This is a genomic window from Streptomyces actinomycinicus (assembly GCF_016741775.1).
In the GTDB taxonomy this organism is placed as follows: domain Bacteria; phylum Actinomycetota; class Actinomycetes; order Streptomycetales; family Streptomycetaceae; genus Streptomyces; species Streptomyces actinomycinicus.
Map to the genome: position 1 here is coordinate 419,909 of NZ_JAERRK010000005.1, position 21,718 is coordinate 441,626.

19 protein-coding genes are annotated in these 21,718 nt (G+C 73.3%); 13 read left to right on the forward strand and 6 right to left on the reverse strand.

The annotated features are described in order from the left end of the window. Positions 1–24 precede the first annotated feature (24 nt). Entirely contained in the window at positions 25–1,497 is a 1,473-nt protein-coding gene (locus JK359_RS13655; RefSeq protein ID WP_201835356.1) for a sugar transferase, read from the forward strand. Here the strand turns inward: JK359_RS13655 and JK359_RS13660 are convergent. Continuing rightward, complete coding sequence (locus JK359_RS13660; protein ID WP_201835358.1) at positions 1,491–2,474, reverse strand: GDP-L-fucose synthase family protein; 984 nt, start codon at positions 2,472–2,474, stop codon at positions 1,491–1,493. The two genes, JK359_RS13655 and JK359_RS13660, sit on opposite strands and share 7 nt — an antisense overlap. Before the next feature lie 103 nt (positions 2,475–2,577). Between JK359_RS13660 and JK359_RS13665 the strand changes: the two genes are divergently transcribed. From JK359_RS13665 to gmd, 3 genes are read left to right on the forward strand one after another with little or no spacing between them, the layout of a single operon-like run. Beyond that, on the forward strand, positions 2,578–3,099 hold the full coding sequence (locus JK359_RS13665; protein ID WP_201835359.1) for an LbetaH domain-containing protein: 522 nt from the start codon (positions 2,578–2,580) through the stop codon (positions 3,097–3,099). Continuing rightward, the gene (locus JK359_RS13670) at positions 3,096–4,277 is read left to right on the forward strand and encodes a glycosyltransferase (protein WP_201835361.1); all 1,182 of its coding nucleotides are present in this window, start codon (positions 3,096–3,098) and stop codon (positions 4,275–4,277) included. The genes JK359_RS13665 and JK359_RS13670 overlap by 4 nt, the downstream gene beginning before the upstream one ends. Then, positions 4,256–5,314, forward strand: a complete 1,059-nt coding sequence (gmd, locus tag JK359_RS13675; protein WP_201835363.1) for a GDP-mannose 4,6-dehydratase — start codon at positions 4,256–4,258, stop codon at positions 5,312–5,314. The genes JK359_RS13670 and gmd overlap by 22 nt, the downstream gene beginning before the upstream one ends. A 141-nt stretch (positions 5,315–5,455) precedes the next feature. Here the strand turns inward: gmd and JK359_RS13680 are convergent, their stop codons facing one another. Beyond that, a complete protein-coding gene (locus JK359_RS13680; RefSeq protein ID WP_201835365.1) occupies positions 5,456–6,718 on the reverse strand; it encodes a glycosyltransferase in 1,263 nt (420 codons plus the stop codon). Positions 6,719–6,844: 126 nt separating this feature from the next. Between JK359_RS13680 and JK359_RS13685 the strand changes: the two genes are divergently transcribed. From JK359_RS13685 to JK359_RS13705, 5 genes are all read left to right on the forward strand, one after another. After that, the gene (locus JK359_RS13685; RefSeq protein ID WP_201835367.1) at positions 6,845–8,425 is read left to right on the forward strand and encodes a hypothetical protein; all 1,581 of its coding nucleotides are present in this window, start codon (positions 6,845–6,847) and stop codon (positions 8,423–8,425) included. A 13-nt stretch (positions 8,426–8,438) separates the two neighbouring features. Further along, positions 8,439–10,415 carry a hypothetical protein gene (locus tag JK359_RS40120; protein WP_201835369.1) on the forward strand — a complete coding sequence of 659 codons (1,977 nt, stop codon included), beginning with the start codon at positions 8,439–8,441 and terminating at the stop codon, positions 10,413–10,415. Then, the gene (locus tag JK359_RS13695; RefSeq protein WP_201835371.1) at positions 10,412–11,953 is read left to right on the forward strand and encodes an oligosaccharide flippase family protein; all 1,542 of its coding nucleotides are present in this window, start codon (positions 10,412–10,414) and stop codon (positions 11,951–11,953) included. Before JK359_RS40120 ends, JK359_RS13695 begins: the two co-directional genes overlap by 4 nt. Positions 11,954–12,014: 61 nt before the next feature. Then, positions 12,015–13,535 (forward strand): fibronectin type III domain-containing protein, encoded by a 1,521-nt coding sequence (locus JK359_RS13700; protein WP_201835373.1) that lies wholly within the window; start codon positions 12,015–12,017, stop codon positions 13,533–13,535. Beyond that, positions 13,532–14,017: an FAD synthase family protein gene (locus JK359_RS13705; RefSeq protein WP_201835374.1), complete on the forward strand. Its 486-nt coding sequence runs from the start codon at positions 13,532–13,534 to the stop codon at positions 14,015–14,017. The genes JK359_RS13700 and JK359_RS13705 overlap by 4 nt, the downstream gene beginning before the upstream one ends. Here JK359_RS13705 and JK359_RS13710 read toward each other — a convergent pair. Further along, positions 13,992–14,663 carry a CDP-alcohol phosphatidyltransferase family protein gene (locus tag JK359_RS13710; protein ID WP_201835376.1) on the reverse strand — a complete coding sequence of 224 codons (672 nt, stop codon included), beginning with the start codon at positions 14,661–14,663 and terminating at the stop codon, positions 13,992–13,994. The genes JK359_RS13705 and JK359_RS13710 overlap by 26 nt on opposite strands. 96 nt (positions 14,664–14,759) lie before the next feature. Here JK359_RS13710 and JK359_RS13715 point away from each other — a divergent pair, with 96 nt between their 5' ends. Beyond that, entirely contained in the window at positions 14,760–16,028 is a 1,269-nt protein-coding gene (locus JK359_RS13715; protein WP_201835378.1) for a glycosyl hydrolase family 28-related protein, read from the forward strand. Between the two features lie 38 nt (positions 16,029–16,066). Here JK359_RS13715 and JK359_RS13720 read toward each other — a convergent pair whose 3' ends face one another. Together JK359_RS13720 and JK359_RS13725 are read right to left on the reverse strand one after the other, a co-directional pair. Then, a complete protein-coding gene (locus tag JK359_RS13720) occupies positions 16,067–17,071 on the reverse strand; it encodes an EamA family transporter (protein WP_201835380.1) in 1,005 nt (334 codons plus the stop codon). 69 nt (positions 17,072–17,140) lie between these two features. Next, positions 17,141–17,788, reverse strand: a complete 648-nt coding sequence (locus tag JK359_RS13725; RefSeq protein WP_307788094.1) for a Clp protease N-terminal domain-containing protein — start codon at positions 17,786–17,788, stop codon at positions 17,141–17,143. A gap of 261 nt (positions 17,789–18,049) precedes the next feature. On the opposite strand from JK359_RS13725, the gene JK359_RS13730 reads away from it, so the two are divergent. Then, positions 18,050–18,478: a type II toxin-antitoxin system Rv0910 family toxin gene (locus JK359_RS13730; protein ID WP_201835387.1), complete on the forward strand. Its 429-nt coding sequence runs from the start codon at positions 18,050–18,052 to the stop codon at positions 18,476–18,478. A 199-nt stretch (positions 18,479–18,677) separates the two neighbouring features. Here JK359_RS13730 and JK359_RS13735 read toward each other — a convergent pair whose 3' ends face one another. Continuing rightward, entirely contained in the window at positions 18,678–19,304 is a 627-nt protein-coding gene (locus JK359_RS13735) for a PadR family transcriptional regulator (protein WP_201835388.1), read from the reverse strand. Between the two features lie 620 nt (positions 19,305–19,924). On the opposite strand from JK359_RS13735, the gene JK359_RS13740 reads away from it, so the two are divergent. Continuing rightward, on the forward strand, positions 19,925–20,287 hold the full coding sequence (locus JK359_RS13740) for a MarR family winged helix-turn-helix transcriptional regulator (protein ID WP_201835471.1): 363 nt from the start codon (positions 19,925–19,927) through the stop codon (positions 20,285–20,287). Next, entirely contained in the window at positions 20,284–21,717 is a 1,434-nt protein-coding gene (locus JK359_RS13745; RefSeq protein ID WP_201835390.1) for an MFS transporter, read from the forward strand. The genes JK359_RS13740 and JK359_RS13745 overlap by 4 nt, the downstream gene beginning before the upstream one ends. The last annotated feature ends 1 nt before the right edge of the window (position 21,718 follow it).

Here is a 21,718-nt window from a genome sequence, read left to right on the forward strand (position 1 = left end):
GACGTCCCGGGAGCAGGGAGAGCCATGCATGGGTCCAGCGTCGACGCATCGCGGCAGGCGGCCACGGTTGCGCGCCCCCGGCCGGCCGTGGGCACCGCGGCGCAGGTCCGGCGGTTCGGATTCGTCGCCGCCGGTGCCGACGTGGTCGCCGCGGCCCTGCCGGTCGCGGCGGCCCTCCGTGCGCTCCAGGAGACGCACGCCGCGCAGCAGACGGCCGTCGCGGCCCTCACCTGGCTGCTCGTGGGCGTCGCCGGCAAGCGCTACGCCCACTGGGTGTGGAGCGAGGGCGGCCCGCTGGGGCCGCTGGTCCGGGACTGGCTGGTACTGCTCGGCGTCCTGGCGCTGCTGCGGACCCTGCTCGGTCTCGGCGGCCTGTCCGCCGCGGTGGTCATCGCGCTGCTGCCCTCCCTCCTCGCCGCCGCGACGGTCCGCAAGGTGATCCACCGGTATCTGCGGGCTCAGCGCCGCAACGCCCGCGCACTGCGCCGGGTCCTCGTCGTCGGGGAAGCCGGCACGGTGGACGCCGTGGTCGGGGCGCTCGCCCAGCGCACCGACCACGAGTACGTGGTGGTCGGTGCGTGCACCGTGGGCACCGGCGAGGTCGCGTCCGGCGTGCCGGTGCGCGTGCGGCTGCGGACGGACGAACCGGACGCGGCCGGCGAGGGCGACGCGTCGGTGGTCTCGGCGGCCGAGGAACTCGGTGCCGATCTGGTCCTGCTGGCCACGGGACGCCATCTGTCGGGGGAACGGCTCCGGCGGCTGTCCTGGGCGCTGTACGACCGGGACTGTCCGCTCATGGTGCTGCCCGGTGTCGTCGAGGTGGCCCGCCGCAGGATCCGGCTCACGACGGCGGCGGGACTCACGCTGCTGCACATCGCGCCACCCACCCGCCAGGGCACGCAGACGATCGCCAAGGCCGCTGTGGACCGGCTGGGCGCGCTGGTCCTCATCGCCGTCCTGCTCCCGTTGTTCGCGGCCCTGGCCGTCGCCGTCCGGCTGGGCTCGCCCGGCCCCGCCTTCTACCGCCAGACGCGCGTGGGCAGGGACGGCGTGCCGTTCCCCCTGTGGAAGTTCCGGACGATGGTCGCCGGCGCGGACCGCATGAGGGCCGGCCTGGAAGAGGCCAACGAGAACGACGGCCACATGTTCAAGGTGCGCCGCGATCCGCGCGTCACGCCCCTCGGCCGCTTCCTGCGCCGCCACTCACTGGACGAGCTGCCCCAGCTGGTCAACGTCGTCCTCGGCCACATGTCGCTGGTCGGCCCCCGTCCGCCCCTCCCGGAAGAGGTCGCCCGCTACGACGAGAGGGAGCGGCGCAGACTGACGGTCAAGCCGGGCCTGACCGGACTGTGGCAGGTGAGCGGACGGTCGGACCTGTCCTGGCACGAAGCCGTCTCGCTGGACCTGCGGTACGTCGACAACTGGTCGTGCGGCTGGGACCTGAGCGTGCTGGCCCGTACCGTCCGCGCCGTGCTCGACGGACGAGGCGCCTACTGAACCGGCGCGGCCGGCCGGCCCGGCCGCCCGGCGAGGGCGGCCTCCGCCGTGCCCAGCCATGAGGCGTAGGTCGCCGCGATGCCGTCCCGCAGGGCGATCCGCGGCCGCCAGCCGAGACCGGTCATGCGCGAGACGTCGAGGAGCTTGCGGGGCGTGCCGTCGGGTTTCGTGAGGTCCTGGATGATCCGCCCCTCGAATCCCACCACCTCCGCGACGATCCCGGCGAGTTCACGGATCGTCAGGTCCTGTCCGCACCCGACGTTGACCGGCTCGTCGCCGTCGTAGCGGCGCAGCAGCGTCACGCAGGCGTCGGCGAGGTCGTCCACGTGCAGGAACTCCCGGCGGGGGGTGCCGCTGCCCCAGAGCACGACCTCGTCGAGCCCGTCGTGCCGTGCCTCGTGGAAGCGGCGGACGAGCGCCGGCAGGACGTGTGAGGACTCAGGGTCGAAGTTGTCCCCGGGACCGTACAGATTGGTCGGCATGGCGCAGATGTAGGAGGCACCGTACTGCCGTCGGTAGGACCGGACCTGGACGACACCGGCGATCTTGGCGAGCGCGTAGGCCTCGTTGGTCGTCTCCAGGGGGCCCGTGAGCAGGGCGTCCTCCGGGATCGGCTGCGGTGCCCGCCTGGGATAGATGCAGGACGAGCCGAGGAAGAGCAGCCGCCGCACCCCGGCGGCACGGGCGGCGGGGATCACGCTCAGCTGGATGAGCAGGTTGTCCTCGAGGAACTGCACCGGGTGCGTGCTGTTGGCGAGGATGCCTCCCACCCTGGCCGCGGCCAGGACGACGGCGTCCGGCCGGGTGTCGCGCAGGAACGCCGCCGTGGCGGCCGCGTCGCGCAGGTCGAGCCGGGACCGGGTGCGGGTGACGACCTCGTACCCGTCGGCCCGGAGGCGGCGCACCAGGGCGGAGCCGACGAGCCCCCGGTGACCGGCGACGTACACACGGGCGGGTGGGGCCAGCAGATCTTCCATACGGCCGAGTCTGCCAGCAACACACCGCATTTCTACCGATATGGGTCCATAGTTCCTGGAGACTCCCCCGGAGACCTGATGTCGACTGGGAAGGACCGTCGCCGTGGAGCGTTCCCTGCGCGGGTTCACCGGAGCCGGTTACGACAAGGGACGCCCACTAGCCGTTCGGGTGGCCTGGTTCGCCGTGCTCCACCTCGTCTTCGTCAAGTGGTGGTTCCCGGCCCGCTGGCGGCCGGCCGTGCTGCGGGCCTTCGGCGCACGCGTCGGACGGCGGGTGCTGATCCGGCACGGGGTGCGCGTGCACTGGCCGTGGCGGCTGGAGACCGGCGACGACGTGTGGATCGGCGAGGGCGCCTGGCTGCTGAACCTGGAGCCGATCAGCATCGGCAGCGATGTGTGCGTCTCCCAGGGGGCGTTGCTGTGCACCGGCAGCCACCGGCGGGGCAGCCGTACCTTCGAGTTCGACAACGGGCCCATCCGGCTGGAGCCGGGTGCCTGGGTCGCGGCCCGGGCGGTGGTGCTGCGCGGCGTCACGGTCGGGTGCGGCGCGGTGGTGGGCGCCGCGGCGGTCGCCCACCGCGACGTGCGTCCGGGCACACTGGTCGTGGCGGGAGCCGTGGCATGAGGATCGTCCACGTGGTGACGCTGCTCGGTGACGACGGCGCGTTCGGCGGCCCGGCCAGCGTGGCCACGGCACAGTCGGAGGAGTGCGCGGCACGCGGCCACGAGGTCACACTCGTCTCCCTGTGGCGGGGCGGGAACCGGGCACCGGCGCGCATCGGCGGGGTGCCACTGCGCACCCGTCCGGCACGCTCACTGCTCCCGGGGCGCTTCACGGGGCTCATGCATCCGCTGCTCGCACGGGACCTGTGGCGCACCCTGGGCCGGGCGGACGTGGCGCACCTGCACACCGGCCGGGATCTGGTCTCACTCACCGCGCTCGCCGTGGCCGTGCTGCGCCGGACGGGGTTCCTGGTCCAGACGCACGGGATGGTCGAGCCCCGGCGCCGGATCGTGGTCCGGGCCTTCGACCGCCTGTTCGTGCCCCTGCTGCGCCGGGCACGCGGCCTGCTGGTGCTCACCGAGCGGGAGCGGCTGGCCCTGGCGCGGGTGGTCGGCCCGGACGGCCCGCCGCTGCTCAGCCTGCCCAACGGGGTACGGCCCCGCCCCCGTTCCGGGCCGCGGGAGCCGGACGGCCGTCACCCGGAGATCCTGTTCCTCGCCCGGCTCCACCCCCGCAAGCGCCCCGAGGCGTTCGTGGAGATGGCGGCGCTGGTCCACCGGCGCATGCCCCAGGCACGGTTCCGGCTGTACGGGGCGGACGAGGGGATGCTGCCCGCGGTGCGCCGGCTCGTCGCGGAGCGGGGGCTGCGGGACGTCGTCACCTACGGCGGAGCCCTGTCGCACGAGGACGCGCTGCGCGCCCTGTCGAGGGCCGCCGTGTACGTGCTGCCCAGCGTCGACGAGCCGTTCCCGATGACGGTCGTCGAGGCCCTCGCCCTCGGCACCCCCGTGGTGTGCACCGACAGCTGCGGGATGGCGCCGGAACTGGCGCGCCGGCGCGCGGCCGTGGTCACCGACGGAAGCCCGCGGGCCCTGGCCGACGCGGTGCACGAGGTGCTGGCCGACGAGGACGGACGGCGCTCTCTGGTGGCCGAGGGCCGGCGCGCGGTCGAGGAGGCCTATTCCATCCATGCGGTCGTCGACCGGCTCGAGTCCTTCTACCGGCACGCCCGGTGTGTCGACGGCCGGTGCGGGACCTCCCAGAGCGAGGAGAGCGGGTGCCTGTCAAAACAGCGCTGATCACGGGGATCACGGGTCAGGACGGTTCGTACCTGGCCGAGCTGCTGCTGCGCAAGGGCTACCGGGTCCACGGGGTCGTCCGCCGTGCGTCCACCTTCACCACCCAGCGCATCGAGCACCTGTACCGGGATCCCCACGACCCCGCCGCGCGGCTGTTCCTGCACTACGGCGATCTCACCGACGGGACCCGGATGGCGGGCCTGCTGGAACAGGTGCGGCCGGACGAGGTGTACCACCTGGCGGCCCAGTCGCACGTGCGGGTCTCCTTCGACGAGCCGGAGTTCACGGGCGACACCACCGGTCTGGGCACCACCCGGCTGCTGGAGGCGATCCGCAGGACCGGCCTCGGCTGCCGCTTCTACCAGGCCTCCAGCTCGGAGATGTTCGGCGCGACCCCGCCGCCCCAGCACGAGGGCACCCCCTTCCATCCCCGCTCGCCCTACGGGGCGGCGAAGGTGTACGCGTACTGGGTCACCCGCAACTACCGTGAGGCGTACGGCCTCTACGCCGTGAACGGCATCCTGTTCAACCACGAGTCCCCGCGCCGCGGTCCCACGTTCGTGACCCGGAAGGCGGCCGTCGCCGCCGCCCGGATCAAGGCCGGCCTGCAGGACGTCGTCCACCTCGGCAATCTCGACGCCCGCCGGGACTGGGGCTATGCCGCCGAGTACGTCGAGGCGATGTGGCGGATGCTGCAGCAGGACGAGCCGGACGACTACGTGATCGCCACCGGTACCAGTTACAGCGTCCGTGACTTCGTGGAGCAGTGCTTCGCCCACGTGGGCCTGGACTGGCGGGCGTACGTGCGCTTCGACGAGCGCTATCTGCGGCCGGCGGAGGTCGACGACCTGGTGGGGGACGCCGGCAAGGCGGAGCGGGTCCTGGGCTGGCGTGCGACCGTGCACACCCCGGAGCTGGCCCGGCTGATGGTGGACGCGGAGCTGACGGCCCTGGGACTGACCGCGCCGCGCGGTGACGCGGCGGCCACCGCCGTGGCAGCCGCCGCCCCCGCCGTGCCCACGCCCGCCCGGCGGTAGCCGGCACGATCGGAGGGGCGCCGCCCGGACGGGGCGCCCCCCTTCCCGGCGGAACCCGGTGACACGGCCTCCCGGCAGAGAGCCCGACGACTCGTGTTCCCGGCAGGATCCGGCGCCACGTCTACCCGACGCAGCCCGGCGTCACGGCGACCGCCGGGGCGTGGGCCCGTCGGCCAGGGCCTCGCAGAGCAGGGCCGTGATCCGGCCCAGGCCGGCCTGCGGGCTGAGCCGTTCCCGGACGTAGGCGGGGCCGCGGGCGCCGAGCGCGGCGGCGCGGGCGGGGTCGCGGGCGAGGTCCAGGACGGCGCCGTGGATGGCCACGGGGTCCTCCGCGGGTACCACGACGCCCGCTCCCGAGCGCCGCACCTCGCCGGCCGTGCCCCCGGACGCGGCGACCGAGGCCACCACCGGGCGCCCGCTGGAGAAGTACGAGGTGAGCTTGCTGGGCAGGCTCATGTCCAGTACGGAGGCCCGCTGGGTGACGACCAGCACGTCGGCGGCGTTCAGCACGGCGGCGAAGTCGGCGTCGGCCGCGGGCGGCAGCAGGTCCACGCCGGGCACGCCCGCGGCCAGGGACGCCAGGTGTCCTCGCCGGCTGCCGTCGCCCATGAGCACCACCCGGATCCGGGGGGTGGCGCGGGCCGCGAGCCGCGCGGTGTCGATCAGCACCTCCAGCCCCTGTTTGAGGCCCATGTTGCCGGCGTGCAGCAGGACGCAGTCCTCCTCGGCCCAGCCCAGTCGCGCCCGCACCGCGCGCCGGTCGCCGGACGCGGCCGTCGCCAGGCTCCAGTTGGGCACGACCCTGGTGCGCGCGGCCGGCACACCGGCGGTCGTGACGCGGTCCACGAACGACTCGTGCACCACACCGACCAGGGCGGCCGACCGCAGGACCCGCGACTCCACGCCGGCGGCCAGCGACGCCACGCGTCCGCCGCCCGCGATGCCGCTCTGCGCGGCGGCGGCCCCCATCAGGTCCTGGACCACGACCACGTGCGGGACCCCGTGGCGCCTCGCGATCCGGTTTCCGATGACACCGCCGGCCAGGGACGGCAGTTGGCTCAGCACCACGTCCGGCCGGACCGCCGGCGGCCGGACCGCTCCGTGCGCGACGATGCTGAGTTCGTAGGCGGCCCGGCGCACTGCGGTCTGCCGCGCGGGCACGTAGCCGAGGCGCCGGTGGACGCGGACACCGTTGCGGTGCTCCAGCATGCGCCACCGTCCCCGGTAGTCGTCGGGGATGCGCCAGGCAGGGTAGTGCGGCATTCCGGCGAGGACGTCGACCTCGGCGCCGCCGGCCGCCAGGTGCTCCGCGACCGCCGTGGAGTAGGGCCCGATGCCTGCGTGTTCCGGTGCGTAGTTCGTCGACACCAGGAGAACCTGACGATCAGCCAGAAGTTCGGACATATAGCCACATTAATCGGCACTCTCGGCTCCCTGGCGAGCGAAACGCGACACCGCCCGGCCGGGAAGCACCTGACAACGAGCTATAACTGACATGCCCGTAATGCCCCAATTTCCCGAGGAGTCCAGGTGCGGCACGGTCAAGTCCGCTGCGTGCCCGCCGTGTGCTGCTGGGCCCTCGTCCTCACCGGCCTGCTGCCGCTGCTGATCCTGCAGAGCCCGGACGTGCGCTTCGGCGCGGCGCCGGCCCTCCAGTACGTCGTCGTCGCGCACAGCGGCGGGGCGCTGACCCGCGTCCTCACCGACACCCGGGTACGGCTGGCCGCCCTCGGCTTCTGGCTCTTCACCTACGTGTGGCTCGGGCTGGCCCCCCTGGCCATGCTCGCCACCGGCGCCTACCCCCACGAGTACCGCGCCGACGACAGCACGTCCTTCGCCGCCACCGCCCTCATCGAACTGGGGCTCCTCGCCTACAGCGGCGGCGCGGCGCTCGCCGGACGGCGCCCGCACGGCGGACGGCGCCTTCACGGCGCACGGCGCTCCCACGGCGGTCCGGTGTCGTTCGAACGCCTGCTGTCACGCAGGCTCGCCCCGTGGCCGGTACTCCTGCTGTCCGCCCTGGTGGCCGGGGCCGGGGCCGTGCTGATTCCCCGACTCGGCGGGGTGGGCGCCTTCTTCACGAGCAGACAGGCGGTCCGGGAGACGGGCGCCGCTGAGGAATGGACGCGGGCCCTGGCCATCTGGGCACTCGCCGTGCCCGCGTTCTGGGCGCTGGTGGGTCTGCTTCACCTGCGCCGCGCTGCTGCGCCGGGTGACCGCCTGCTGCGCAACCTGCGTCTGCTCCTCCTCCCCCTGCTCGTCGTACTCAACGCGATCGTCAACAATCCGATCAGCAGACCGCGCTTCTGGGCGGGAACGGTCCTGCTGGTCCTGCTGTGCACCACCCCCCGGTTCAGCGGCCCCACCGCCTTCCGGCGCATCGCCGCGGGCCTGACCGTGGCGGTGCTGCTCGTCTTCCCCTACGGCGACTACTTCCGCTACGACGACCGGGAAGCCGTCCGCGTGGTGTCCCTGACCGAGCAGTTCACCGCGAACATGGACTACGACGCCTACCAGCAGGTCCAGACCGGAGTCGACCGCGTCGCGGAGACCGGCTTCGCGCCGTCGGCCGCGCTCGGCGCGGTGCTCTTCGCCGTTCCCCGCTCGGTGTGGCCCGAAAAGCCCCGCGACACCGGCATGGCCCTCGCCGACTGGGCCGGCTACGCCTTCAAGAACCTCTCGGCACCCCTGTGGATCGAGAGCTACCTGTGGGCCGGGCTGCCCGCGGTGGCGGCGGTCTTCACGGCGCTGGGGGCGGCCGGACGCAGACTGGACGACATCCGGGACCGGGCGCGCGACGGGCGGCCGACGCTCGCGCTCCTGCTCGTACCGGCTTTCGCCGTCTACCAGATGATCCTCCTGCGCGGCAGCCTGATGGGCGTGGCCGGGCCGCTGATGCTGCTGCTCGGGCTGCCCCTCTTCCTCACGTCGCGCGCTCCCCGGAGCACGTCGCGCCTCCCGCGGACCGCATCGCGCGTCCCCCAGAACGCATCGCGCGACCTCCGGACCGCATCGCGCGGCTCCCGGACCACGTCGCGCGGCTCCGGGAAGTCCCGTCTTCCCTCGCCCGTGGGGTCGCTCGCCGGCCCCGCCCGCACCCCGATCCCCTGAACAGGAGGCGTCCGTGACGCATCCCGACAGCTTCGATGACCGGTACGGCTTCGCGGACCGGTACGACGAACCGGACCGGCTCCGGGACCAGTTGCGCAGGCTGCTGAGGTACCGGACGGCCCTCGCGCTGGGGATCGGCCTGGGCCTGGTGGGCGCGACGCTGTTCGGGGTGCTGCGCGGCGACAGCTACACCTCCGCCGGTGAGGTCCTCGTCCGCTCGACCGTCGACCCGTTCAGCCCCTTCGGGGTGTCCGTCGACAACCAGGTGAGCATGGGCACGGAACGGAGGATCGCGCTCGGCGCCGACGTGGCGGCGCGTGCGGCCCGGTCGCTGCACGAGCCGTCCCGTGCCGGCGCCCTGAGCCGGGGCCTGAGCGTCAGCTACGCACCCGACACCCAGGTTCTGAAGTTCGCGTTCTCGGCCGGCAGCCCGGCCCGCGCGGCCCGGGTGACCAACGCCTTCCTCGACGCCTACCTCACCGACCGCCAGGCCAGGATCAAGGGCATGGCGAGCCGGGTGACGCAGGGCCTGCAACAGCAGCTCACTCCGCTGCTCGCCGAGCAGCAGAAGGCCCGCAAACCCGACCCCGTCCTGGGCGACCGCATCACCACGCTGCAGAAGCGGATCGCCGACATCCGGGCCCATGACACCACCGGCGGCGACATCGTCCGCAGCGGCACGCACCCGACCCGGCCCTCGGGTCCCGGACCCGTGGACCTGCTCGGCCTCGGCCTGCTCGGCGGCCTCCTCCTGGGGGTCGTACTCGCCTGGCTGCGTTCCACCCTCGAACCGCGGGCCCGGTCGGCCGCCGAGGTCCAGGACGCGCTCGGCGCACCGGTCCTCGCCGTCCTCCCGGACCGCCGGCGCGGCGCCGGCCCGCGGGGGCCGGACGGGACCGACGGCCTGGCCGGAACCTACCGGGCGCTCGCCTTCCGCCTGCGGCACCGCACGGGCGCGAGTGCGCCCACCAGCCTGCTCGTGGTGGCCCCGAGGCAGGACGGCCGTACCGAGGGCGACCGTACCGAGGCCGCCGCGGCCGGCCTCGCCGCCGCCTTCGCCGAGTACGGCGACGACGTCACGCTCATCGACGCCACCGGCCGGACACCGGGCCTCGCCGCGCGCCTGCCGCTGGCCCGCCCGGACGACGACGCCGACCACCCGGCCGACAGCGACGCCCGCCCGGCCGACACCGCTCCCGGCACCCGGGACCCGGCCGCGAAACAGGTCGCCGACGCGGGCCCGCCCGAGGAGCAGACCCCCGACGCGGACCGACCGGAAGAACAGACCAGCGACACAGACCGGGCCGCGAAACAGGTCGCCGACGCGGGCCCGCCCGAGGAACAGACCCCCGACGCGGACCGACCCGAAGAACAGACCAGCGACACAGACCGCACCGACGAACAAGCCCCCGGCCCAGACCCGACCGAAGAACAGACCCCCGACCCGGACCGACCCGAAGAACAGACCAGCGACGCAGACCGGACCGAGGAACAGACCCCCGACGCAGACCGGACCGACGAACAAGCCCCCGACGCAGACCCCACCGAGGAACAGAACCCCGACGCAGACCGACCCGAAGAACCAGCCCCCGACGCGGGCGCTCCCGGGCGGATCACCCTCGTCTCCGCCGCGCCCGGAACCGCGTACGGCACGGCCACGCGGCTCCTGGAGGGTGCCGGTGCCGGGCGCCCGGTGCTCGTCGTGACGGGGCCACTGCTGGAGCACACCGACGTCCTCCCGGTCGCCCAGCGCGTGGCCGGGGTCCTCGTACTGGCGAGCCTGGACCGGACGCACCGGGACGACCTGCGGCGGGTGCGGGAACTCGTCGCCTGCTCGGGCGGGCACGTCTTGGGCGCCGTCGTCGGCAGTGGCGCGGGCAAGCGGGCCGGGCGCGCACACCAGAGCCGGCCGCGACGGGCGCGGGACCTGCCGGCCCAGGTGCAGCCGGGATCCGCGTCCGGCGTCACGGCCGCCCGCTCCGCCCCGTGAGCGCTCCGGACGCCGCCGCGCCCGCCATCGGCGGAAGACCGCCCGCGAGCGGGGTCACGGCCACCGCGCGCGGCGGACGGTGGGGCCTGGTGGGCTCGGCCGTGAACGCCGTCTTCGGATATCTCCTCGTCACCCTGGTCACCCGCGCGCTCGGCGCTCACGGCGCGGGGGCGGTGTTCACCGGTGTCGCGGTCTTCACCGTCCTCGGCAACACCTGCAAGCTGGGCGCAGACACCGGTCTGGTGCGCTTCATCGCCCGGGACGTCGCCGTGGGCGGGGGCCGCCAGGTGGGTGCGCTCCTGCGCACCGCCGTGATCCCGGGCGCCGTGGTGAGCACGGCCGCGGCCGCGGTGCTGTTCCTGTGGTCCCCGGCCGCCGTGGCACTGCTGCCCGACGTGGCCCCGGACGACGCGGTCACCCTGGTACGGATCTTCGCGGTGTTCCTGCCGCCGGCCACGGTCACCCTGATCTGGCTCGGCGCGACCCAGGGGCACGGCACGGTGATCCCGTTCGTCGCCGTCGAGCAGATCGGCAAGCCGGTGCTGCGCGTGCTCCTCGCGGTGCCCGTGGCGCTCGTGGCGCCGGGCGTGCTCAGTCTGGCCGTGGCGTGGCTCCTGCCCACCCTGACCGGCGCCCTGGCCGCCTGGCTGGCGCTGCGCCGCTGCCGCGCCGGACGCCCCGCCCCGCCCGGACCCGGCACGGCCGCAGTGCGGCGCGGGTTCTGGGCGTTCTCCGCGCCCCGGGCCGTCTCCTCCGTCTTCGACATCACCGCCGTCTGGATCGGCGTCGTCCTGCTGTCCGGCCTGAGCACGAGCGAGGAAGCGGGCATCTACACCGCGGTCGGCCGTGTCGTCGCCGCCGCGACGCTGCTGCAGCTCGCCGTCCGGCTCGCCTTCGCACCGGAGATCAGCCGGCTGCTCGCCCTGGACCTGGTCGACGAGGCCTGCCATCTGCACCGCGTCTCCACGCGCTGGATCGTCCTGTTCTCCTGGCCGCTGCTGGTGCTCCTCGCGCACTTCCCGGGAACGGTCCTGGCGCTGTTCGGGCCGGAGTTCACGCGGGGCTCGGCGGCACTGATCGTCCTCTGCGCCGCGTCCGCGATCAACGTCGGGGTGGGCAACGCCCAGACGGTGCTGCTCATGGCCGGCCGCAGTTCCTGGCACCTGGCGCTCACCGGCGCGGCGTTCGCGGTGCAGCTGACCGTCGGCGTCCTCACCGTCCAGCACTTGGGCGCCCTGGGAGCCGCGCTGGCCTGGGGCGCGGCGATCGTCGTGGAGAACCTGGTGGCAGCGGTCCTGGTGCGCCGCCATCCCGGCTTCACGACCGTCGACGGCGGCTACCTCGCCGCGACCGGCGCCGGACTGGGCCTCACCGTGGCCGTCGTGCTCCCGGTCCGGCTGCTGGCAGGCGACACGGGGGCCGGCCTTGCCCTCGGAATCACCCTGGCGGCGTGCGTGTTCGCTGCGGTTCTGCGGCCGTTTCGTACGACGCTGGGCGTGAGCGATCTCGTCGAGGTGCTGCGAGCACGCATCGGCTGAAGCCGCGTCACCTCCTCGGCCCGTTCCCCGTTCCCACCGATCCGCACCCCTGGGATGTTCCATGCGCCTGCGCCGCCTCACGGCAAGGACCGCCGCCGCCGCTTCCGCCGTGCTGCTCCTCGCGACGGCCTCGCTCACCACCGCGTCGGGCGCGCCGCGCGCCGGCGGACCGGCCTTCAGCGCCGCGCCCTTGGCGACCTGGCAGACGAACGGCACCGTGTGGTCAATCGCTTCGGCGCACGGTGTCGTGTACGTCGGCGGAACCTTCGACAAGGTCCGCCCGCCGGGCGCCCGCCCCGGCGAGAAGGAGGTGGAGCGCAGGAGCTTCGCCGCGTTCGACGCCGTCTCCGGCGAACTGCTGCCGTGCACCCACTTCTTCAACGGCGGCGAGGCGACCGTCCGCGCGATGAAGGCCTCGCCCGACGGCAAGGTGCTCTATGTCGGCGGCTCCTTCGGCAAGGTCGACGGCAAGGGCGTGGCCAACACGGTCGCGATCGACACGGCCGGCTGCACGCTGCGCGACGACTTCCGGCCCGAGGTGGCGGCTATCGTGCGGGCCGTCGACGTCACGAAGGACACCGTGTACCTGGGAGGCGACTTCACCCGGGTCGACGGCCGGCGCAGGAGCCACATCGCCGCGTTCACCCGCGCCGGGCGCCTGCTGCCCTTCCAGGCGACTCTCGACCAGCCGGTACGGGCCGTCCTCGCGGCACCCGACTACGGGAAGGTCCTCGTGGGCGGTGACTTCGACACGGCCAACGGCGCGCCGCAGCACGCGCTGGTCGCCCTCGATCCGGCGACGGGCGCGACCGTCTTCTCGTACCCGGGCTGGATCCCCCCGCGGTCACGGGTGAAGGCGCTGGCACGTGAGGGCTCCGTCTTCTACCTGGGTGCCGAGGGGGAGGGCGGCGGCGCCTTCGACGGACGCCTCGCCAACCCCCTCGCGGACGACCGGATGTTGTGGAGGGACTTCTGCTACGGCGCCACGCAGGCCGTCGTCCCCTACAAGGGCGTGCTCTACAGCGCCGCCCATGCCCACGACTGCAGCCAGACACCCGGAGGCTTCCCGGAGCACGGGAAGATGTGGCACCTGCTGGCCCAGTCGGCCACCGACGAGACCCTGTTCCACTGGTACCCCGACACGGACGGCGGCCTCGGGGAGGGAGTCGGCCCGCGGGCCCTGGGCGTGGCCGCCGGTGTCCTCTGGGCCGGAGGTGAGTTCACCCGGGTCAACGGCGTCCCGCAGCAGTCCCTCACACGGTTCGCGGCCACCGGTGACGCCCCGGTCGAGGAGCCTCCCGCCCTGTCGCTCGACGGCGTCCGGGACGGCCGCGTCACGTTCGGCTGGTGGGCGACCTGGGACAGGGACGACGCGGTGCTGACCTACAGCGTCTACCGTGACGGCAAGCGCGTGGGCTCCATGAAGCGGCGTTCCGCCCCCTGGGACCGGCCGTGGATGACCTACACCGACACGGTCGCCCCCGGCTCCCGCCACCGCTACACGGTCACCGTCGGCGACGGTACCGGTGCCACCGTCAAGTCCCGGCCCCTGACGGTCACCGCGGCGGCCGGCACGCGATGAACGGACGCGCCGCGAGGAGGCACCGCCTCGGGTACGCGCCCGGGGTCTACGACCTGTTCCACGTGGGCCACCTCAACATCCTGCGCCGCGCCCGGCAACAGTGCGACCGTCTCGTCGCCGGCGTCGTCGCCGATGAGCGGGTGCTCCAGCAGAAGGGCAGGCGGCCCGTCGTGCCGCTCGCGGAGCGGCTGGACATCGTCCGCAGCCTCCAGTGCGTCGACGAGGCCGTGGTCGAGGCCACCACCGACAAGATGGAGATGTGGAAGGAGATCGGCTTCGACGTCGTCTTCAAGGGGGACGACTGGCGCGGCACGGAGCTGTGGAACACGCTGGAGCACCGGTTCGCGCAAGTCGGCGTGAAGGTCGTCTACTTCCCCTACACCCCGCACACGTCGAGCACGCTGCTGCGCACCGCGCTGGACGTCCTGGCCGGGCAGCCTGCGGACCGGACCGGGCTCAGCAGAGCCGGCGGAAGCTCCTGACCAGGAAGCCGGGCAGGAACAGCACATGGGCCGCGAGCAGGGTGCAGTACACGCCGAGGAAGAGGCCCTGGCGCGACAGGAACAGGAAGCCGAGACAGGTCGTGCCGTAGTCGACCGGCAGCAGGAGCACTGACCGCACGGCCGGGCAGCGCCTCGCCACCGTTGCGCGCCCGCCCTGGTCCAGCTTCTCCGTGAGGACGGTGACGAAGAAGATCAGCACCGCCGCCAGCTGGAAGACCAGGGGGGCCAGCAGGAGGACCGGGCTCGGCAGCCGGAAGAAGCGGTAGAACGCCACCAGCACCGCCGCGTGGACGCCGAGCAGTTTCACGCAGTCGAGAGCGTGGTCGAGCCACTCCCCGGCGGGGCTGCCCGACCGGCGGCCCCGGGCCAGCTGTCCGTCGGCCGCGTCCAGGGCGAAGCCCACGGCCAGCGCGACGCACACGCACACCGACGTACCGGGGCCGGGCGGCACGAGCGCGACGGCGGCCAGCGCGGGGAACGTGAACAGGGCGCTGAGACAGGTCACCTGGTTGGGCGTGGCCCCGATCCGGTAGGCCACGGCCGCCAGCACCCGGCCCGCCGGGCGGTTGACGAACCGGCTGTAGAGCGACACACCGGCGGGCGGCTTCTGAACGGCCGACAGCATTCTGTACGCCTCCGCGAACGCTGTCACTTCGTCCCCCTGGGGCGGTCCTGTCGGCGGCTTACGGAATGGCACGATAGGGATGTGATGGATGAAATCATGACATATGAGCATGGCAAGTCGGGTCACGTGAGCCGGAGACATCTGTTGTGCGGCTGTGCCTCGGTGGCGGTGGGAACCGCCGCACCGGGCTTCGACAGGAGCCGCGGCCCGCTGCCCGGCGTGGTCGACGTCGTGACGGACCTGGGGGCCCGGGGGGACGGGCTCGCCGACGACACGGAAGCCTTCCGGCGAGCCCATCGGCACGCCGCCCTCCGGGCCCAGGAGGGCGTGGGCCGCACAGTGATCGACATTCCTCCGGGCACCTATCTCGTGAAGTCCCCGGACACCTTGCTGGACGGCAGGGCGCCGATGCGGCCGGTGAACGGACTGCGCTTCCGCGGGGCCGGCAAGCGCATCACGACGATCGTCTTCCGGCCCCAGGCCGGACCGGGCTCCTACCTGTGCCGCAACGAGGACGTCTGGTCCAACGTGTCCTTCGAGGGCATGCAGTTCCGGTCGGCCACCCCGGGGGCCTCGTTCTTCTACTCCTGCTCGACCGGCCACGCCCAGGACTACCGGTTCTCGGAGTGCGAGTGGACGGGCGAATGGGAGTACGGTCTCGCGCTGGACGGCACCGACACCAACTCCGAGATGCGGTGGGAGGCCTGCCGGGTCGGCGGTTCGTACCGCAGGGCGTTCCTGTACTCCGGGCTCTCCGGGAAGGCCCCGGACCCGCAGCGCCAGGACCAGTTCCTCAACTACTGGTTCGACGACATGAAGGTCGAGTACGAGTGGGGGAACTTCCTGGAGTTCCGCTACGGCGGGTCGATCACCTGCCGCGGCGGGTCGTACATCGTCACCGGCCAACGCCCCGCCCCGACCGGGGAGTACGGCGGGACCAGCACGTTCTTCCGCTTCCCCCACCCGTACCACCACGACTCGGTACAGCGCTTCCACGCGGAGGACATCCGCTTCGAGGTCCGCGATCCCGACGTGAGGATCATCGACTGCGCCTGGACCGGCGGCACGGTCACGTTCAACGACTGCGACGACACCGCCCTCGCCTTCAAGGACTTCTCCTCCGAGGTCCGCCCCCACCGCTACACGGTCGGCCCGCGCGGGCCCCTGGTCCGCTACGAGTCGTGCCAGCTGGTCGGCCGCCACGAGTACCGGACGACCGCGCCGGGCCTGCGTCTTCCGCGGACGGTTCGCTACGACATGTGCCTCCTCAGGAGCCACGGCGAGAGGGACTTCGTGGTGTCGCAGGAGAGGGGCCGCAGGGACTTCGTCAGGTTCGTGGACTGCATCGCACCGGAGCGCGCGTGACGGGCGGCCCGGCCACCGCGTGCACGACCACCGGCGTCCTACGCGGCGCTGCCCCGCGCCGACAACTCCCGCTCCGCGCCGCCCGAGGCGACCGGCTCCGCGGATCCCTTGCCGGGGGTGGAGGACTGGGCGATGAAGGCGCCGACCAGGACGACCGCGCCGCCGACGACCTGCGGTGCGGACAGGTGCTCGCCGAGCAGCACCCAGGCCAGCACGGTCGCTATGACCGCCTCCAGGCACGCGACGACACCGGCGACCTGCGGCGACAGCCGCCGCACGGACAGCACGCCGGTGACGTAGGCGATGACGGTGGCGACGAGCACGATCCAGGCGAGCAGGGCGACGGCCGGTACGTCGGTGCCGTTCAGGTCCGCGGAGCCGCCCAGCACCGACCAGTGCATGTTCCAGGGGCGGGCGACGACCGTCAGCACGGCGGCGCCGGCGAGCAGGCCGTAGGCGATGACGCCGAGCGGGTCCGGCGCCGCGTCACCGGCGTCGCTGCCCTGGTCGGACAGGACGAAGTACCCGACCTGGCAGCAGGCGGCGCCCAGCGCGAGCACCAGGCCCAGCGCGTCGAAGCTCAGGCCCGACCACACCTCGACCACGCAGGCGAGGCCACCCGCCGCGAGGACCACGCCGAGTGCGGCGGCACGGGTCACGGGCCGCCGCTGCACGAACCGCACCCAGCCCAGCACCAGCGCGGGGGCCAGGTACTCGACGAGCAGTGCCACGCCGACCGGGATCCGGGAGAGCGCGGCGAAGTAGCAGGCCTGGACACCGGCGACGGCGAGCAGTCCGAACCCCGCGAGCAGCGCGGGCCGGCGGCGCGGCAGGGCGCGGTGCCGTACGGCGACCGGCAGCATCACCAGTGCGGCGCCGGCTACTCGCAGCCACACCACATGCAACGGGTCGAGGCCCGCCTCGATCAGCGGCTTCGCGGCCACCCCGGACCCGCCGAAGGCCAGCGCCGAACCGAGCGCGAGACCGAGCCCGACCCCCTTGCCGGGGCTGCCCTGACTGCTCACAGACGTATGCACCGGCACATGATGACAGGCGGCGACAGCAGCGTCACCCCTGTTGACACCTGTCTCAGCAGGTGGACGGCCCGGAAGTCAGCAGGCCGCCCCGCCGTCGGCGGCCTGTTCCCCGCTCCCGCCCTCGATCCGGGCGGCCAGCCCGACGACGTGGACGCCGGCGTGCTCGAGGACCTCGACGGCCCGGGTCCGCGGGTCCGCGACGAGTGCCGCGAGCAGGTCGGTGCCGTTGACGAAGGCCGCTCCGCGCCGCCGGGCCCGCGCCCGGGCGTCCGCGAGGGCGGCGGCCGCGGCGGGAGACCAGCCCCCGGCCTCGTCGACCGGACCGCCGCCGGGACCGGCCGGCGCAGGTGACGGAGCCGTGGCCCGGCCCTCGCCCTCCCCGTCCCGCCCTTCCCGGCCGGCCTGCGCAGGTATGGCGGAGATCACCCCGGAGTCCTCCACCCTGCCCTGCCAGCGCAGGCCGTAGCCGATGCTGCGCTGCACGAGGTAGCCGAAGAGGCGGGCGAGTTGCGGGGGGCCACCGACGGCGGAGCGGGCCTCGGGGTCATGCTCCAGCAGGGAGTGGAGCAGGTGCGCGGTATCGGTCTGCCGGTCCCTGTCCCGGACGGCCCTGCGGCGGGCACCGGCGATCACCGCTGCCAGCTCGGCACCGAGCCCTGCAGCGCCGTCCGTGCGCGGATCCGTCTCGTCGCCGACGGTCCGGTGGGCTGTACGGGGTTGCACAACCTCTACCTCATCAGCCTCACCGACGTGGGTCATCCACGAGGGGAACCATCTTGGCGTCCCACGCAGAGTGGACACCGGCGTCCGGAATCTCATCCCTGCGGAGGAGATCTGGCCGATCCCACGCTGCGGGACACGGTGCGTGGGCAGCCCCGGCCGCCGGAGGATTCCTGACGGTTCATCAGTATTGAATGTTCACGCCCCTGCGGCTACGTTCCGCGACACCGTAGCCCGATGCATCCGAGCCGAAGGGGTGGCCCCATGGCCGAAGTCAGCGCGGAGACCCGCATCCAGGCGCCGGCCGAGAAGGTGTGGGCACAGCTCACCGACTGGCCGTCGTACGGAGAGTGGAACGCGACCCACACCAGCTTCCCCCGGGGCGGCCCCAAGGCCCTGGCGGTGGGCGGGACGTTCCAGGAGAACATGAAGCTGATGGGCTTCCCGGCGGAGGTCGACTGGACCATCGAGGAGCTGGAGCCGGCCCGGGTGCTGGCCATCCGCGGCAAGGGCCCGATGGCGGTGACCGTGGCCACCCGCTACACGCTCACCCCGGAGGGGGACGCCACGTCGGTCCGCATCGACGGTGAGTTCACCGGCGCCGCGGTGTCACTGATGGCGGGCAAGCTCAAGGACTCGGCGACCGCGGCACTGAACGAGTCGCTGCGCAAGCTGGCCGGTCTGGTGGCCTGAGCCCGGAAACGGCCCGGCGCCCCGCGCGGACACCGCACGGGGCGCCGGACCCACGACCGCCAACACCCGCCGACCAGCACCGGGCACCGCCGGTTCAGCACTCGCCGACGAGGAGCAGGCGCAGCCGGTTCAGCGCCCGCCGACCAGCACCGGGCACCGCCGGTTCAGTGCTCGCCGGCCGCGACCGGGCGCAGCCGGTTCAGTGCTCGTCGGCCAGGATCAGGTACAGCTTCTTGCGAGCGTCGTTGATGACGGCCAGCGCCTTGTCCCGCTGCTCCTTGCTGCCGGTCTTCCAGACCTGGCCGAAGGCCTCCATCAGACCGAAGCCGGCCTGGCGGATCTCGCCGAGCGCCTCCCAGTCGACCCCGCGCGAGGCCTCCTCCCAGGGGGCGTCCGGCCCCTCCTCGGCGGCGCCGCGACCGCCCTCGGTCAGGGCGAACAGCTTCTTGCCGCCTTCACTCTCGCTGGCGATCAAGCCCTCGTCCTCCAGCAGCTGCAGGGTGGGGTAGACCGAGCCGGGGCTGGGCTTCCACGCGCCGCCGCTGCGTTCGGCGATCTCCTGGATCATCTCGTAGCCGTGCATGGGCCGTTCTTTGAGCAGTGCCAGGATCGAGGCGCGCACGTCACCCCGCCGGGCCCGCCCCCGCGGGCCTCCTCGCCCTCGCGGCCCCCAGGGTCCCGGCCCGAATCCGGGTCCGCCGGGGCCGAACCCCGGGCCGCCCGGCCCGAAGGGCCCGAAAGCGGCCCGCCGACCCTCGAAGCCGCCCATGCCCCGGTGCCCGGGGCCCTCGTGCCGATGTCCACGCTCGTATCCGTGGGTACGCATCGCGATCACTCCATTCCATCGCTGATCAGTCACGTCTGCATCGCGTATCGTTCGCGATGCCTCAACGATATATCGGAACCGATCGCACGACAAGGCCCCTTCCCAGGGGACCCGTGCCCCGCCTCAGACGACCTGGCCCCTGTCTCAGGTGATCTGATCCGGTGCGCTGGTCGTCTCAAGCACCCGATGGTCGCCTCAAGCACACGATGCTGCGGACGTGGGTTCGAGTCCTGACTGGTGCGTGATCACGCGATCTCGATGGACTTCGACCCTCGAATCCCGTGGTTCGCGTCGCAGCCGTTCTGGCTGTTCCGGACGTCAGCGGCGAGATCCGCGCCGGCTACGGCCGAGTCCATCGGCACCGCCGGGCCGCCCTCCGGCAGGGAGCATGTCGTTGCGGGTCCATCGGCCAGGACAAGCGCAGTGGGAGCCCCTGAAACGCCACCGGCACCCAGCGGGCGAGGCCGCCCGCGCCCGTCGGCCATTCCCATAACCTATGAATATAAAAATGTTATGCTTCCGGCATGAGTCGTCAAGACACCACTCCTGGCGCGTCCGCCGCCATCGGGGCAGCCCTCTACGGCCTGGCCACCAGGGCCGCGAGACGCCTGCCCCGGGACATGAGCCTGACGTCCGCCGCCACCCTGGCCACCCTGGACCGGACCGGTCCGCGGCGCATCACCGATCTGGCCGCAGTCGAGGGCGTCACCCAGCCCGCGATGACCGCCCTGGTCCGGGTGATGGAGGAGTCCGGCCTGGTCGAGCGGCGGGGCGACGCGTCCGACAAGCGGGTCACGCTGGTGTGCCTGACCGAGGCCGGCGCCTCCTATGTCCGGACGCGGCGCCAGGCGGGCGTCCACGCGTTCGAGCGGTTGATCGGCGGGCTCACCGGCGACGAGGTCGAGGCGCTGGTGGCGGCCCTTCCGGCGCTGAAACACCTGGCAGAGCTCGAAAGCCAGGACCGCGAAGGGCCGAAGCAGTGACAGGGCAGCCGGTCGACGGGGAGGCGGTGAAGACGCTCCGGGTGGCGCGGTCCGAGGCGCGGCTGCTGGTGCCCGCCCTGATGTTCATCGCTCTGGTCGTGGCCGCGGTCGCCAGCCTCGGGACGCCGCTCATCACCAGCGTGGCGACCTCGTTCCACGTCTCGCTCGGCAGCGCGCAGTGGACGCTGACCGTCGCGCTGCTCAGCGGCGCCGTCGCCACGCCGGTCCTGGGCCGGCTCGGAGCCGGCCCGCACCGGCGGACCACGATCCTCGCCACGCTGGCGGTCGTCGTCGCCGGCAGCGCGCTCACCGTGCTGCCGCTGCCGTTCGCGTGGCTGCTGGCCGGCAGGGCGGCCCAGGGCGTCGGGCTCGGACTGACGGCGCTGATGATGGGCGTGGCCCGGGACCACCTCCCCGAAGAGCGTAGCGCGGCCGTGATCGCCCTGATCTCGGTGGTCTCGGTCATCGGGGCCGGCGTCGGCTACCCGCTGGCCGCACTGCTCGCCCAGCTCGGCGGGGTACGGGCCGCCTACGGCCTCGGCCTGGTCGTCACCGCCGCCGCCCTGTTGACCGCGTGGCGCTCCATGCCCGAAGCCCCCGAAGGCCGCTCCGCCCACCTGGACGTGGCCGGCGCGGTCGTCCTGGCCGCTGCGCTGCTCCTGGTGCTGCTCCTCGCCGGCGAACGGAATCTGTGGAGCCGGCACCTCGCCGTGGCGGCGGGTCTCGCCGTCGTCGCGGTGGTGCTGCTCTGCGTCTGGGCCGTCATCGAGCTGCGCGGCACGACGCCCCTGGTCGATGTGCGGGCGGTGCGGCACCCGGCGGTCGCCGGGGCGAACCTCGCCATGTTCGTCGGCGGGATCGGCATGTACCTCCTGCTCACGCTCATCACCCGGTACGCGCAGACGCCGCACGGCGCCGGCTACGGCTTCGGGCTGACGACCTTCGTCGCCGGGCTGGTCCTCATCCCGTTCTCGGTGCTGGGGTTCGTCGCCGGCAAGCTCACGCCGCGCATCCGGACGCGGATCGCCGACCCCCTGCTCCTGGCCGGCAGCGCCGTCGTGGTCGGCGGCGGATTCGCCCTGTTCGCGGCGGCCCGCTCTGACCTGGCCGAACTGTTCGCGGCGATGGGCGTGCTCGGCTTCGGCGTCGGCGGCTTCTCGGCCGCGATGCCCGGCGTCATCCTGGCCGTCACCCCCAAGAGCGAGACGTCGAGCGCCATGAGCTTCAACTACGTCGTCCGCAGCGTCGGGTACTCCCTGGGCAGCGCCGTCGGCGGCCTGATCCTCGCCGCGGGCACCGGCCCCGGCCGCCTCTTCCCCGACGACAGCGCCTACACCACCGCGGCGCTGGTCGGCATCGGCGCCATGGCGATCACGGCGCTGACGAGCCTCGCTCTCGCCCGCCGACGCTCGTCCGAGACCAACCCGTAAG

Bases quoted from the DNA above. Each gene is read 5' to 3' on its own strand.
- JK359_RS13655 (WP_201835356.1), top strand. From the start codon at position 25: ATGCATGGGTCCAGCGTCGACGCATCGCGGCAGGCGGCCACGGTTGCG.
- JK359_RS13660 (WP_201835358.1), bottom strand. From the start codon at position 2,474: ATGGAAGATCTGCTGGCCCCACCCGCCCGTGTGTACGTCGCCGGTCAC.
- JK359_RS13670 (WP_201835361.1), top strand. From the start codon at position 3,096: ATGAGGATCGTCCACGTGGTGACGCTGCTCGGTGACGACGGCGCGTTC.
- JK359_RS13680 (WP_201835365.1), bottom strand. From the start codon at position 6,718: ATGTCCGAACTTCTGGCTGATCGTCAGGTTCTCCTGGTGTCGACGAAC.
- JK359_RS13700 (WP_201835373.1), top strand. From the start codon at position 12,015: ATGCGCCTGCGCCGCCTCACGGCAAGGACCGCCGCCGCCGCTTCCGCC.
- JK359_RS13705 (WP_201835374.1), top strand. From the start codon at position 13,532: ATGAACGGACGCGCCGCGAGGAGGCACCGCCTCGGGTACGCGCCCGGG.
- JK359_RS13710 (WP_201835376.1), bottom strand. From the start codon at position 14,663: ATGCTGTCGGCCGTTCAGAAGCCGCCCGCCGGTGTGTCGCTCTACAGC.
- JK359_RS13715 (WP_201835378.1), top strand. From the start codon at position 14,760: ATGACATATGAGCATGGCAAGTCGGGTCACGTGAGCCGGAGACATCTG.
- JK359_RS13730 (WP_201835387.1), top strand. From the start codon at position 18,050: ATGGCCGAAGTCAGCGCGGAGACCCGCATCCAGGCGCCGGCCGAGAAG.
- JK359_RS13735 (WP_201835388.1), bottom strand. From the start codon at position 19,304: ATGCGTACCCACGGATACGAGCGTGGACATCGGCACGAGGGCCCCGGG.
- JK359_RS13740 (WP_201835471.1), top strand. From the start codon at position 19,925: ATGAGCCTGACGTCCGCCGCCACCCTGGCCACCCTGGACCGGACCGGT.